The sequence below is a fragment of the Brevundimonas sp. C43 genome (genome assembly GCF_030732185.1).
Taxonomy (GTDB): domain Bacteria; phylum Pseudomonadota; class Alphaproteobacteria; order Caulobacterales; family Caulobacteraceae; genus Brevundimonas; species Brevundimonas diminuta_C.
Genome location: NZ_CP132231.1, coordinates 2,868,251 through 2,881,364, shown reverse-complemented (window position 1 = coordinate 2,881,364; position 13,114 = coordinate 2,868,251). Strand labels below are relative to the sequence as shown.

Below are 13,114 nucleotides of genomic sequence, written 5' to 3'. Positions count from 1 at the left end.
TCAGTCGCGGACCATGCGGTGGGCGGAATCGACCGCCCAGATCTTTTCGATGTTGTAGAAGGTGCGCACTTCCGGGCGGAACAGGTGCACGATCACATCGCCGGCGTCGATCAAAACCCAGTCGCAGTGCGGCAGGCCCTCGACCTTGGCCTTGCCCAGCCCCTGTTCCTTGAGCGTGCGCAGCAGGTGGTCGGCGATGGCGCCGACGTGACGGTGCGAACGACCGGACGCCACGATCATGGTGTCGGCCATGGCGCTTTTGCCCTTCAGGTCGATCAGGACCATGTCCTGGGCCTTGTCCTCGTCGAGGCGGCTCAGCAGGGCTTCTTCCAGGGGCGTAGAGCCGATGGGGCGGGGAGCGGAATCGTCGAAGCCGCGCGGGGAGGCGTCGGATTCAAAGCCGTCTTCGGAATGGAGAGGTTCGATAGGGTCCATCTCGTGCGCCGTATTCGAGACGGCGGCGTCTTGCGTATCATACGCGGGCGAGGGGGTCAGCGGAGGGCTCCGGGAGCGTTGACTAAAGAAGCCCTCTAGCACGGATGGGCCGCAACGTGAACCTCCGCCCGAATCATCGGGCGATCACGAGGTCGCGCGCACGCCCGTGCCGGTCCTGATCGCTGTGGACGACAGGGGGTTGAGCGGCGCCGTCAGATAGGTCCAGGCGGGCGCCTGAAGCGTCGGCAGAAGCCCCGCCTGCTGGGCGGGAATGCGGAAACCGGCGAAGCGGGCGGCGGCCGGCGCCGTGCGGCTGTCCAGCAACGAACCCGGCCGGGCGATGACCGCCACCGGCATCAGCCGCATGATGTCGGTCCAGCCTCTCCAGCGGTGGAAGCTGGCCAGATTGTCCGACCCCATCAGCCAGACGAAATGCACGCCGGGATGCCGCGCGACCAGAAGGCGCAGGGTGTCCACGGTCCAAACGACGCCGGCCCGGCTTTCGAAACCCGAGACGATCATCGACGGACCGCGCGCATGCTGGCGCGCCGAGGCCATGCGGTCCTCCAGCGGCGCACTGTGACGGGCGTCCTTCAACGGGTTCTGCGGCGAGACCAGCCAGACGACCCGGTCGAGATCCAGACGCCGCATGGCGGTCTCGGCGACATGGGCGTGACCGTCATGGGCGGGATTGAAGGAGCCGCCGAACAGACCGACCTTCATGCCTGGAGCGAGGATCAAACCGTCGCGCAGCGCCCCGGAACGGGGGCCGGCGCCTTTGGGCGCGGGACCGGCGTGGAAGAAGGACAAGCGGCGTCTCGGGCGGCGGGCGTTATGCTCAGCGGCGCCCTTATAGCGCGCGCCAATGTTCCGCCTACAGAATTCGTTCTCAGACCGCCGCGTCAAACAGGGCGTCGCGGGCCACGTCGGCATGGGTCATGGGGAACAGGTGCCCGCCGCCGGACACGACCTCGACCGAGACATTGGGCAGCCCTCGGGGCTGGACCGGCACATGGGTCAGGGCGCCGTGTTCGGCCTTCAGGATGCGAACCGGTCCGGGATAGCGTTTCATGGCCCGCCACGGATCGTGCGCCTGGGCTGCGTAGTTGGCCGCCTCCCAAGCCGGCGCCGCCGTCAGGCTGAACCCGCCGTCGCCTTCGTTCAGGCCTTCGGACAGATAGTTGGCCAAGACCATGTCGGGCCAACCCTTGAAGGCGCCGCGCCCGCGATAGGCGGCCATGGCCTGTTCGCGGCTGTCGAACTGGCTGCGACGGCGCAGGGTGGCCTTGGCGATGGGGATCGCCTTCATCAGCTTGTGGGCGAAGGGCAGATTGAAGGCGAAGACCGCCGAGCGTTTCCAGATCACCGGATCGAACAGCACCAGGCTAGACACCCGATCCGGCCGGATGGCGGCCGCCAGAAGCGAGGCCGTGCCGCCCATCGAATGGCCGGCCATGACCACGGGCGGGCCGTCGATGGCCTCCAGCAGCGCCAGCAGGTCGTCACGATGGTCCAGCCAGCTCGTCTTGGGTCGCGCGAAGGTCGGCAGCGCAGACCGGCCATGGCCGCGCAGATCCGGCGCCCATATCCGCAAGGACGCCGACAGCGGCGACAACAGGCTAAGATAGGTGGCGGCGTTGAAACCGTTGGCGTGAGAGAAGATCAGATCGACCGGCCGGTTCGGATCGCCGAAATCCAGCACGGCCATTTCGCCGGCGCCCCAGCGATTGTCGATCGGCACGGACAGGCGACGCGGTGGGGACATCAACGCCGCATCCATGGTCATGCGACGTCGCGACAGGCGGCGCAGCGACCGTGCGCCTCGATCGTGGTGCGGACGATGGCGTAGCCGGCGGCCGAGGCGGCGGCGTTCATGGCGCTCTGGTCCGGGCCGCTGACCTCGCGCGTCGCGCCGCAGCAGTCGCAGATCAGAAAGGCGGCCGCGTGGGCGGCCTCGCCATCGTCGGTGCAAGCGACATAGGCGCTGATGGAAGCGATGCGGTGCACCATGCCCAGCCGTTCCAGAAACTCCAGCGCGCGATAGACGGTGGGCGGCTTCGCGGCCTGGCCGTCCTCGCCGAAGCGGGCGATCAGATCGTAGGCCTTCACCGGCTCGCCGCTTTCCAGCAGCAGGGCCAGGACGCGACGACGCTGGGCGGTCATCCGCTCGCCCTGCTGGACCGCGCGCGCCTCAGCCGCCGCCAGGGCGCGGTCCAGCGCCCCGCCGTTCAGGCCGGAGTGGTCATGGTCGTGATCGCAGGCGGAACCCATACGCCACAGCTAATGGCTGGCGCCCCCCACTGCAACCGACGCATCGCGGGTTTGCCGGTTGCGCGGCGTTGGGCTAGAAGGCGCGCCTCCGATCTTTAACCAGAGCGTCCTCGCTTCATGACCGACACGAACAATTCGCCGCTTGAAGGCAACGTCCTCTTCTACACCAACCCCGAACCGCTGGATCAGAGCGTCCACGGCGGCCTGGGCGTGAACCCGAGCGACAAGCCCTACGCCTTCGTGGCCCAGACCAATATCGTGCCGTTGACGGTCACCGAATTCTCGGCCGCCGCCCTGTCTTATCCGATCATCTTCACCGGCGAGAACCGCCAGCCGGTCGCCGTGATGGGCCTGAGCTCCAACGAGAACCTGTTCGTCGCGCCCGACGGCGAGTTCCGCGCCGACGCCTACGTGCCGGCCTATGTGCGCCGCTATCCGTTCGTCTTCGCCGACGACAAGCAGAACCAGCGCCTGATCCTGTGCATCGACCGCGGCGCCTCGATCGTCGCCGAAGGCGGCCAGAACCCGCTGTTCGTCGACGGCCAGCCCAGCGACTACACGAACATGGCGATGGAGTTCTGCAACAACTTCGAACAGGAGCGCCAGCGCACCGAGGGCTTCGTCGCCCTGATCAAGGACCTGGACCTGCTGGACATCCGCGAAGCCCACTTCACGCCGCGCAATCCCGACGGCAGCCCGGGTCAGCCGCAGAAGCTGGCCGAATACTACGCGGTGTCGGAAGACAAGCTGCGCGCCCTGCCCGCCGAGAAGCTGGTCGAGCTGCGCGACAACGGCGCCCTGGGCCAGATCTACGCCCACCTGGTGTCGCTGGTCGGTTGGGATCGCCTGATCGCCATGGCCGTGATGCGTCAGGCGCAGGCCCCGACCTCGGTCAACTAAGACCCGGTCTATCGAAGATCGATCAGCGCCCCGCCGGTTCGCCGGCGGGGCGTTTTTCGTTTCAGCGGCGCGAGAACAGCGCCCGCGTCAGGCAGGAAAAGACCAGACGCCCCGCCTCGTCCAGCAGGTCATGCGAGGCGATGACGATGCCCTTGTCGTCGCCGACCGGATCCTTGCCCATGACCGTCATGCGGCCCCGCAGCAGTTCGCCCGCCGGGGGATTGCGCATGTAACGCAGCCCATCGACGGCCAGGACCTTGGTCTGGGCCCAGCCGCCGGACTTGTCGGCCGCCAGTCGGCTCCACAGCACATAGACCATGGCGTCCGGCGCGCCGTAGGCCACGTCCCAGCCCGGCGAGAACCGCTCGATGAAGACGTCCAGCGCCCCCTGATCGACCGCACAGGCGCCCAGCGGCACGACCTGCCCCACCTCCAGGTCTTCGAAATGGACGTGCAGCGGATCGCTCATGCGCAGACCTTGGGTTCAGGCGGGTTCTTCGGAAACGCGAACCAGCAGCTTGCCGTCGTGATCGCCGGTGAACAAGCGATTCAACGACCCCACCGCGCCTTCCAGCCCGTCGTCGACGTGAACCTTCCACTTCACCCGGCCGTCCGCCAGCCATGGGCCCATCTCCGCGACCATCTCGCGGGCGCGTGGGGCGTAGTCCAAAACCAGGAAGCCCTGGACGTGCAGGCGATGGGTGATGATGCGCGCGAAGTTCGGCGAAGGCGGCGCCTTGGTCGCATTGTAGGAGGACACCAGGCCGCAGACCGCCATCCGCCCGTGGACCTTCAGACGGTTGAAGACCGCGATCATGATGTCGCCGCCGACGTTCTCGAAGTTCAGATCGATCCCTTCGGGGGCCAAACGATCCAGCGCCTCGCCGACATCCTCGTTTTTGTAATCGATGGCCGCGTCGAAGCCGAGTTCGTCGGTCAGCCAGGCGCACTTCTGCGGACCGCCCGCGATGCCGATGACGCGGCAGCCGCGCTGTTTGGCGATCTGCCCCGCGATGGAGCCGACCGCGCCGGCGGCCGCCGAGATGACGATGGTCTCGCCTTCCTTGGCCTTCAACACATCGGTGACGCCGAAATAGGCGGTCAGACCGGTCATGCCGAGCACCGACATATTGGCGGTCAGCGGCAGGCCGGGCGCACGATGCACCGGGCGCAGGCCGCCTTCCGGCACGACTGCATAGTCGGCCCAGCCGCCCGAGGTCGGCATGACGACATCGCCTGTTTTGAAGCGGCTGGATCGCGAGTCTTCGACCACGCCCAGCGTCAGGCCGCGCATGACCTCGCCCAGGCCGACCGGCGGCAGATAGCCCTCGGAATCGTTCATCCAGGTGCGATTGGTCGGGTCCAGCGACAGATAGACCGTGCGGACCAGCACCTCGTTCTCATTCAGATCAGGGATGGCCGTCTCGACCAGTTCCAGATCGCCGGGCTGGATCAGGCCCTTGGGGCGCTGGCGCAGCACCCATTGACGGTTCATCTTGCCGCTTGTGGAAGCCATTGGCGTCTCTCCGTGCGTTTTCTTTGACCACCATCTTGGCCGCGACGGCGGCTTCGGTCGAGGTGCGCGCCAAGAAAAAAGCGACCCTTTCGGATCGCTTTGAAGTGGCATCATCGAGAATGAGGCGCGGAGGCGGCATGATCAGCTTTCGCAGATCAAGTCGGGGGGCGTCGCCGCCTCCACGGACCGATAACGGCGGCGCCCGAAGCCGGTTCCCGTCCTCGATCGCTTTTTTTGCGCTTTCGTACCTTGGCCCATCAATGCCGGCGCAAATCAAAGAAAAGGCCTCGATCCCGAGGGACCGAGGCCGATCTTGTCGTCAACGAAAGATCGCGTTTTAAGCGGCTTCCTTCTGGCGCGACGGGTGGAAGAACAGCGCCTGGCTGATCGCCGCCTTCACCGTCTCCGGCTGGAAGGGCTTGGTGATCAGGAAGGTCGGCTCGGGACGCTCGCCGGTCAGCAGGCGTTCCGGGAAGGCGGTGATGAAGATCACCGGCACGTCCATGGTCTTCAGGATATCCTTGACCGCGTCGATGCCCGACGAGCCGTCGGCCAACTGAATGTCGGCCAGAACCAGACCCGGCTTGTGACGGGCGACGGCGTCGATCGCCTCGTCGTGGGTCGTGGCGGTGCCGGTGACGCGGTGACCCAGTTCGGTCACCAGGCTCTGGATGTCGGCCGAAATAATGGCCTCGTCCTCGATGACCAGAACATCGGTGGCCAGTTCGGCGTCGATGTCGGCCTGGGCGTCGGCGATCAGACGCTCCACGTCGCGCGGATCGGCGGACAGGATTTGTGCGGCTTCCGAAGGGGTGAAGCCTTCAAGGGCGGTCAGCAGGAAGGCCTGACGCGAGCGCGGCGCGATGCGCAGCAGACGTTGCGAAGCGTCGCTGCCCGTGGTCTCCAGCGTGCCGGTTTCCAGCTGCGCGCCGGTCGAGGACCAGATGGCGTGGAAGACATGATAAAGAGCGACCCGCGGCGTCATATCAGCCGACAGTTGCTGCTCGCCGGCGGCCAGGGCCTCCAGAGCGACACGGACATAGTTGTCGCCCGTGGATTGATCGCCGGTCAGGGCGCGTGCGTAACGGCGCACATAAGGAAGGTGCGGCGCGAGTCTGGCCAGAAGGCTCATTCAGATAGTCCCCGACAAATCACAGCCCGGCCGGCAGGGCGGGGCGCTACATCAGCCATAAACGTCACATTCGCATCACGGTTCCGCCTACGTCAGCAAGCTTTAGCATTAAAAACCGGTCATGCAGGAACCCGGCCGGTCTGATGACGTTTGAGACCGACATCTTCTCGCGATGACAGTTGGGTGGGCTTGGCTCTGTCTATGATCGATTCTCCGGACTCCTCTCGTCCAAAAGGCGACCAAAAGGGGGAGGCAGGGCTTGAAGAAGCTCGCCTTCGCCAGCAGGCCATTGGCGTCAAGCTGCGGCACATGTTCGACGAGGTTGTCAACGAACCCGTGCCCGATGAGTTTCTCGATATCCTGAAACGCGCTGACGCCAAGTCTTCGGACAGCGCCGCATGAGCACCTCACGCCTGGGGGCTGCCCCCAAACCCGCGTCGGCCGACGACGAGGGCTTCAAGCGCGAACTGGTCCTGCTGATCCCGCATCTGCGCGCCTTCGCCCGGACCTTGACCGGCGATCCGACCGCCGCCGACGATCTGGCGCAGGACGCCATGATGAAGGCCTGGGACGCGCGCGCCAGCTATCAGATGGGCACGAACATGAAGGCCTGGACCTTCATGATCCTGCGCAACCAGTTCTATTCCGAAAAGCGCCGCTCGTGGCGTCAGTCGCAGCTGGATCAGGAAGCCGCCGAGCGGACTCTGGTCGCCGTGGACGATCCCGAGGCGCCCGTCGCCCTGGACGAGCTGCGTCAAGCCTTGAAGACCCTTCCGGAAGAACAACGCGAGGCCTTGATCCTGGTCGGCGCCGGCGGCTTCGCCTATGAAGAAGCGGCCGAAATCTGCGGCTGCGCCGTCGGCACGGTGAAGAGCCGGGTCAGCCGCGCGCGGCGTGCGCTGCAAGCCACCCTGGAGCGGGGCGGTTATGGCCGTGACGGTGAAGCGGCCGGCGACGCCATGCGCACGATCCTGGGCGAGGCCGACAGGCTGGCCGGCGCCCGGAGCTGATCTGCGGTGGATGAGACGAGCAGGGAGGCCTCCCGGTCGCGGCTCGGTCGCACGTGGAAATCGGATCGCTTTCAAGGCATCCGGTTTCGACTGGGGGCGGCCATGGCCATGGCCCTGCTGCCGATCTTTGTCCTCAGCCTGATCCAGACCCAGGCGGACTTCCAAAGACAGGCCGACGACCGGCAGATCGATCTGCAACTGGCGGCCGAGCGCAGCGCCTCCAGCGCCAAGGCCCAGCTGGATAGCGCCCAGGTGCTGTTGCGCGCGCTCAGCCCTGATGCGGTCGGTCCCTATTGCGCACCGCGCCTGACGGCTCTGGTCGGACGTCTGGAAGGCTACGAGGGTCTCTATCGCATCAGTCCGACGGGCGAGGCGGTCTGCGCCTCAGGCCGGGCGGACGGCATGAGGTCCGGCGTGGCTCCCGCCGCGCAGGCGACGTGGTTCCAGCGGCTGCGCAACGGCGAAGAAATGGTCGTCATGCGCGCCCCCGATGGCGCGGGCTACGAAGGCGCGCTGATCGTGGCTACCCGCGCCGAGCGGCCGATGGGCCGGTTCGACGGCGCCATGGTCGCCGTGATCCCCTTCTCCGCCCTGCAACCCGATGTGGCCGACCCCGCCCTGCCCTCGGGCGCACAAGCGGCATTGACCGACGGCGCAGGCCGCATTCTGACGGCCAGTGATCCCGACGTGTTCAAACTGTCGGCCGGCGACGATATCGCGGGCTGGGTCGACCGGGCGCGCGATCAGGGCTCTGCGGTGTTCGAGGCCAGGGATGCGCAGAACCAGCGCCGCGACTATGCCGGCGCGGCCCTGGCCGGCGGCGATCTTTACGCCTTGTTGTCGGCCCCGGCGCCCGGGTGGCTGTCATGGGCGCGGCTCAATCCGATCGGCACCCTGTTGCTGCCTCTGGGCGCCTGGTTGACGGCGTTCGCGGCGGTGATGCTGCTGTCCGAACGCATCTTCATCCGCTGGCTGGATTATCTGGAGCGGGTCGCGGCCATCTACGCCAAGGGCCGGTTCTCGGTGCGTCCGCTGCAGGCGATGAACGCGCCGGCCGAAATCCGCACCATGGCGCGCACCCTGGACGAGATGGCCGAGGCCATCACCCTGCGCGACCGCGAACTGACGGATGCTCTGGCGGAGAAGGACGCGCTGATGCGCGAGATCCATCACCGGGTGAAGAACAACCTCCAGATCATCTCGTCCCTGTTGTCGATGCAGCAGCGCGCCCTGACCGATGCGCCGGCCAAGGCGGCGCTGGGCGATACGCGCCAGCGCATCTCGGCCTTGGCCCTGATCTACCGCACACTGTATCAGAGCAACGACATCCGCCACGCCGATGCGCGCGAGTTCCTGAACGAACTGGTGGGACAGCTCATCGCCAGCGAAGCCGGGCGCGGACCGGTGGTCATCAGCTCGGTGGACGCCGATTCCCTGCATGTCGATCCCGACAAGCTGGCGCCCCTGGCGCTGTGGCTGGTCGAAGCGGTCAGCAATGCGCAGAAACACGCCTTCGCCCACAGCGGCGGCGAGCTGAAGGTGCGCTTCCGCGTCCAGGGCGAGACATCGGTTCTGGAAGTCGAGGACAATGGCCGGGGCGCCCAAGCCGGCTCCGAGGTCGGGGTGGGCCGCACCCTGATGAGCGCCTTCGCCAAACAGCTGCGCGGCGAGACCGAGTTCGACACTCCTGCCGGTGGCGGCGCCATCGCTCGCATGATCTTCGCCACCCCGGAAGCCCTCGCGCCCATCGATCCGGCGGACAAGACGCCCGGAACCGCAGCGGTGGCGTCGCGTTGATGAGGCGAGACCGGCACAGTTTCACCCCGGCCAACCCTGGAGCTTCCCCTATGCGCAAGATTTTCGTTCTGGTCGCCGCCGCCGCCGCCCTGACCACCGCCGCCTGCAACACCATCGAGGGCGTGGGCCGCGACACCCAGGCCGCCGGCCAGGCCGTGACCGGCGCCGCCCAAGACGCCAAGAACTAATCGACGGCCGCAGCCCAGGCTGCAGCATTCGACCGGCAAGGCCCCGCATCGTCGGGGCCTTGTTCGTTTCAGGACCGCGACAGGAGCCATCCCGTGAACCACACCGCCCGCGACGCCGGCCTCAAACTCTTGCGACAGCACGCCCTGATCGCCGGCAAGGCCGTTCCGGCCAATGGCGGCGGCATCGCCGTCGATGATCCGGCGACCGGCGATGTGATCGGCCATGTCCCCGATCTGGGCGCCGCCGAAACCGAACAGGCCATCGTGGCGGCGAGCGAGACGTTCAAGACCTGGTCGCGATCCGATCCGCACGCGCGCGCGGCCTTCCTGCGCAAATGGGCGGCGCTGATCGACGACAATCTGCAGGGCCTGGGCGCCCTGATGGCGCTAGAGAACGGCAAGCCGTTCGAGGAGGCCAAGGGCGAGGTCACCTACGCCAACGGCTTCCTGAAATGGTTCGCGGGTCAGGCTGAGCGGCTGATCGGCGAGACCCAGGACAGTCCGCTGGGTCATCTGATCCTGACCTATCGCGAGGCGGTCGGGCCATGCGCCCTGATCACGCCCTGGAACTTCCCCGCCGCCATGCTGACGCGAAAGCTGGGGCCGGCGTTCGCGGCAGGCTGCACCGCCGTGGTCAAGCCGGCCAGCCAGACGCCCTTCACCGCCATCGCCCTGGCCGAACTGGCCTATGAATCCGGCCTGCCGAAAGGCGCCCTGTCGATCGTCACCGGGGATGCCGCCACTATCGGCAAGGCGCTGACCGATAGCCCGGACATTCGCAAACTGTCCTTCACCGGTTCGACCGGCGTGGGCCGCAAGCTGGCCGAGCAATGCGCCGGAACGCTGAAGCGGGTGTCGATGGAGCTGGGCGGCGCGGCGCCGCTTATCGTCTTCGTCGACGCCGATTTGGATTTGGCGGTGGCCGAAACCATCAAGGGCAAGTTCAGGAACTCGGGCCAGACCTGCGTCTGTCCGAACCGCGTCTATGTCGAGCGGTCGGTCGCGGAGACCTATGCCGAGAAACTGGCCGCCGAGGTGGCCAAGATCGTGGTCGGTCCCGCCTTCGACGACGGCGTGAAGGTCGGGCCGCTGATCGAGGACAAGGCCATCGACAAGGTCGAAAAGCATGTGGCGGCGATCAAGGCCGACGGCGGCCAGGTCCTGACCGGCGGGTCGCGCCACGATCTGGGCGGCCGCTTCTTCCAGCCGACCGTGACCCTGGGCGGCGACGACGCCCTGTTCCGCGAGGAAGAGACGTTCGGCCCCATGATCCCCGTCTTCGCCTTCGACACGGAGGACGAGGCGCTGGAGAAGGCCAACGCCAGCGACTACGGCCTGGCCTCCTATCTGTTCACCCGCGACCTGGACCGTGCGATGCGGTTCAGCCGGCGGATCGAGGCGGGGATGTGCGGGGTCAACACGGGCCTGATCTCCACCGCCGTCGCGCCGTTCGGCGGGGTCAAGCAGTCGGGCTATGGCCGCGAAGGCTCGATCCACGGCATTGACGAATATGTGGACGTCAAGACGGTGACGCTGGCGCTGAAATAGCGCCGGGTCGCCGGGCCTGTAATTCGCCGCGCTTCTGCGGCATAAGCCCGCGATGAAGTTCCTCGACCAGGCCAAGATCTATATCCGCTCCGGCAACGGCGGCGCGGGCTCCGTGTCGTTTCGACGCGAGAAATTCATTCCGAACGGCGGTCCCGACGGCGGCGATGGCGGCAAGGGCGGGGATGTCTGGATCGAGGCGGTCGAGGGTCTGAACACCCTGATCGACTATCGCTATCAGCAGCATTTCAAGGCCCAGACCGGCCACCACGGCCAGGGGCGCCAGATGCATGGCGGCAAGGGCGAGGACGTGCATCTGAAGGTGCCGGTCGGCACCCAGGTGTTGGATGAGGACAAGGAAACGGTCCTGCTGGACATGGACACGCCCGGCAAGGTGGAGCTGCTGCTGAAGGGCGGCAACGGCGGCTGGGGCAATGTGCGCTTCAAGGGGCCGACCAATCAGGCGCCGACCTACGCCAATCCCGGCCAGGAAGGTCAGGAGCGCTGGATCTGGCTGCGGCTGAAGCTGATCGCCGACATCGGTCTGGCGGGTCTTCCGAACGCGGGCAAATCGACCTTCCTGTCGGCCGCCAGCGCCGCCAAGCCCAAGATCGCCGACTATCCGTTCACCACCCTGGCCCCGAACCTGGGGATGGTGGACCTGTCGCCGTCCGAGCGGTTCGTCATCGCCGACATTCCCGGCCTGATCGAGGGCGCCAGCGAGGGCGCGGGCCTCGGCACGCGGTTCCTGGGCCACGTCGAACGCTCCGCCAGCCTGATCCACCTGATCGACGGCACCCAGGACGATGTCGTCGAGGCCTACCGCATCATTCGGGGCGAGCTTGAAGCCTATGGCGAGGGTCTGGCGGACAAGGCCGAGATCCTGGCCCTGAACAAGATCGACGCCCTGACGCCCGAGGCGCGCGAGGAGAAGGCCGCCGAGCTGGAGGCCGTCGCCGGTCGCCGTCCCATGCTGGTGTCCGGCGTGTCGGGCGAGGGCGTGCCCGCCCTTCTGCGCGCGGCTTGGGCCGAGGTGAAGAAGACGCGCGGCGCCCTGGCCGGCGATGGCGAGCCGGATCAGATCAGCGGCTGGCAGCCCTGATCAGGCCTCCACTGCGGGCTTCGGATTGGGCTTGCGGCGGGTCGATTTCGGCTTGTCGGTCGTCTTGCCCTCGTTGGCATAGGGCTCGCCGTCGCCCGACAGCAGGATCGCCATCCAGCGCGAGCCCTTGAATTCGGCCAGGATCGCCATGGCCATGACCGCCAGCGGCGTCGACAGGAACATGCCGACCACGCCCCACAGCTTGCCCCAGAAGGCCAGGGCCAGCAGCACCACGACCGGGTCGATGTTCTGATTGTCGCCCTGCATGCGCGGCTGGATGAAGTTGCCGACGACGAACAGGATCACCTGCAACCCGACCAGCAGGATGGCGGCGGGCCAGTAACTTTCGAACTGGACCAGGGCGAACAGCGGCGGGGCCAGACCGGCCACCGCCCCGCCCAGAACAGGGATGAAGCCGACGATGAAGATGACGAAGGTCCAGAACTCGGCGTTCTGAAGCCCGACCGCCCGCATCAGGATCCAGGCGACGACGCAGATCATCGCGCCGGTCACCGACTGCACCCAGATATAGCCCTCGACCCCGCCGCGCACGCGCTGGAACACCGCGACCGCCTCGTCGCGCTGAGCCTCCGACGGGAACATGGCGACGATCTTGCGCCGGAAGCCGACCTGCGAGGCCAGCAGAAAGCCCAGATAGATCAGGACGAAAAAGGCGCCCGAGGCTATGCCTTGCACCTGGAACGCCATGGAGGTCAGCCAGCCGCGCACATCGACGCCGTTGATCAGATCCTGCGCCGTCGGCGGATTGGCCAGACGCACCAGCCCATAGGCGTCGCGAATGATCTGATCGATGCGCGGACCGATGTTCTGGGACACGCCGGACGCCTCGCCGAAGAAGCCCGCCGCCCCGTTCACGATGATGGCGATGGAGGCGAAGAAGGCCAGCACCACCAGCGTCAGGGCCGCGATCCCGGCCATGCGGCTGTTCAACGGCGTGCGCGCCTCGACCGACCGCTTCACCCCATCGATCATGATCAAGAGGAAGATGGCCATCGCCAGCGGCGTCAGGATGTCCCGCAGCCAGTAGATCGCCGCCCCGGCCGCGACCGTGGCGATGACGCCCAGGGCATTGCGAGCGGCGACCGAAGAGGGCGTGGCGATAGGGTTTTTCATGGTCGTGTTGTCGAACCGCCCGCCGTCGCCGTCAATCGCTGTTCCGAGCGCGCGGGGAACGCGCTAGACCTTTGCCGGAGACGC

General features: G+C 66.9%; 15 protein-coding genes. 7 read left to right on the top strand and 8 right to left on the bottom strand.

Going from position 1 to position 13,114, the window contains the following annotated elements:
• From rsfS to Q9R14_RS14420, 4 genes are all read right to left on the bottom strand, one after another.
• Nucleotides 1–435, bottom strand: coding sequence for a ribosome silencing factor (gene rsfS / locus Q9R14_RS14435; RefSeq protein WP_091751131.1), 435 nt, complete (start codon nt 433–435; stop codon nt 1–3).
• Between the two features lie 144 nt (nt 436–579).
• Nucleotides 580–1,245, bottom strand: a complete 666-nt coding sequence (locus Q9R14_RS14430) for a nicotinate-nucleotide adenylyltransferase (RefSeq protein ID WP_306002839.1) — start codon at nt 1,243–1,245, stop codon at nt 580–582.
• Nucleotides 1,246–1,324: 79 nt separating this feature from the next.
• Nucleotides 1,325–2,215, bottom strand: coding sequence for an alpha/beta fold hydrolase (locus Q9R14_RS14425; protein ID WP_371929793.1), 891 nt, complete (start codon nt 2,213–2,215; stop codon nt 1,325–1,327).
• Nucleotides 2,216–2,217: 2 nt separating this feature from the next.
• Nucleotides 2,218–2,706 (bottom strand): Fur family transcriptional regulator, encoded by a 489-nt coding sequence (locus tag Q9R14_RS14420; RefSeq protein ID WP_066625374.1) that lies wholly within the window; start codon nt 2,704–2,706, stop codon nt 2,218–2,220.
• A 117-nt stretch (nt 2,707–2,823) separates the two neighbouring features.
• On the opposite strand from Q9R14_RS14420, the gene Q9R14_RS14415 reads away from it, so the two are divergent.
• Nucleotides 2,824–3,606, top strand: coding sequence for a SapC family protein (locus Q9R14_RS14415; RefSeq protein ID WP_265149933.1), 783 nt, complete (start codon nt 2,824–2,826; stop codon nt 3,604–3,606).
• 61 nt (nt 3,607–3,667) lie between these two features.
• Here the strand turns inward: Q9R14_RS14415 and Q9R14_RS14410 are convergent, their stop codons facing one another.
• The 3 genes from Q9R14_RS14410 to Q9R14_RS14400 form a co-directional block, all read right to left on the bottom strand.
• The gene (locus tag Q9R14_RS14410) at nt 3,668–4,075 is read right to left on the bottom strand and encodes an acyl dehydratase (RefSeq protein WP_017505512.1); all 408 of its coding nucleotides are present in this window, start codon (nt 4,073–4,075) and stop codon (nt 3,668–3,670) included.
• A gap of 15 nt (nt 4,076–4,090) precedes the next feature.
• The gene (locus Q9R14_RS14405; RefSeq protein WP_265149936.1) at nt 4,091–5,122 is read right to left on the bottom strand and encodes an NADP-dependent oxidoreductase; all 1,032 of its coding nucleotides are present in this window, start codon (nt 5,120–5,122) and stop codon (nt 4,091–4,093) included.
• Nucleotides 5,123–5,459: 337 nt separating this feature from the next.
• A complete protein-coding gene (locus Q9R14_RS14400) occupies nt 5,460–6,254 on the bottom strand; it encodes a response regulator (protein WP_026108480.1) in 795 nt (264 codons plus the stop codon).
• A 201-nt stretch (nt 6,255–6,455) separates the two neighbouring features.
• Here Q9R14_RS14400 and Q9R14_RS14395 point away from each other — a divergent pair, with 201 nt between their 5' ends.
• The 6 genes from Q9R14_RS14395 to obgE all read left to right on the top strand — a co-directional run bounded on the left by Q9R14_RS14395 (nt 6,456) and on the right by obgE (nt 11,896).
• Nucleotides 6,456–6,656 (top strand): NepR family anti-sigma factor, encoded by a 201-nt coding sequence (locus Q9R14_RS14395; RefSeq protein ID WP_045809524.1) that lies wholly within the window; start codon nt 6,456–6,458, stop codon nt 6,654–6,656.
• Complete coding sequence (locus tag Q9R14_RS14390; protein WP_017505508.1) at nt 6,653–7,264, top strand: sigma-70 family RNA polymerase sigma factor; 612 nt, start codon at nt 6,653–6,655, stop codon at nt 7,262–7,264. Before Q9R14_RS14395 ends, Q9R14_RS14390 begins: the two co-directional genes overlap by 4 nt.
• Before the next feature lie 102 nt (nt 7,265–7,366).
• Nucleotides 7,367–9,061: a sensor histidine kinase gene (locus Q9R14_RS14385; RefSeq protein ID WP_306002838.1), complete on the top strand. Its 1,695-nt coding sequence runs from the start codon at nt 7,367–7,369 to the stop codon at nt 9,059–9,061.
• 50 nt (nt 9,062–9,111) lie between these two features.
• Complete coding sequence (locus Q9R14_RS14380) at nt 9,112–9,249, top strand: entericidin A/B family lipoprotein (RefSeq protein ID WP_265149939.1); 138 nt, start codon at nt 9,112–9,114, stop codon at nt 9,247–9,249.
• Between the two features lie 93 nt (nt 9,250–9,342).
• Nucleotides 9,343–10,797 (top strand): NAD-dependent succinate-semialdehyde dehydrogenase, encoded by a 1,455-nt coding sequence (locus Q9R14_RS14375; RefSeq protein ID WP_265149941.1) that lies wholly within the window; start codon nt 9,343–9,345, stop codon nt 10,795–10,797.
• Nucleotides 10,798–10,849: 52 nt separating this feature from the next.
• Nucleotides 10,850–11,896, top strand: coding sequence for a GTPase ObgE (gene obgE / locus Q9R14_RS14370; protein ID WP_306002837.1), 1,047 nt, complete (start codon nt 10,850–10,852; stop codon nt 11,894–11,896).
• Here the strand turns inward: obgE and Q9R14_RS14365 are convergent, their stop codons facing one another.
• A complete protein-coding gene (locus tag Q9R14_RS14365) occupies nt 11,897–13,030 on the bottom strand; it encodes an AI-2E family transporter (RefSeq protein WP_295209081.1) in 1,134 nt (377 codons plus the stop codon).
• Nucleotides 13,031–13,114 lie beyond the last annotated feature (84 nt).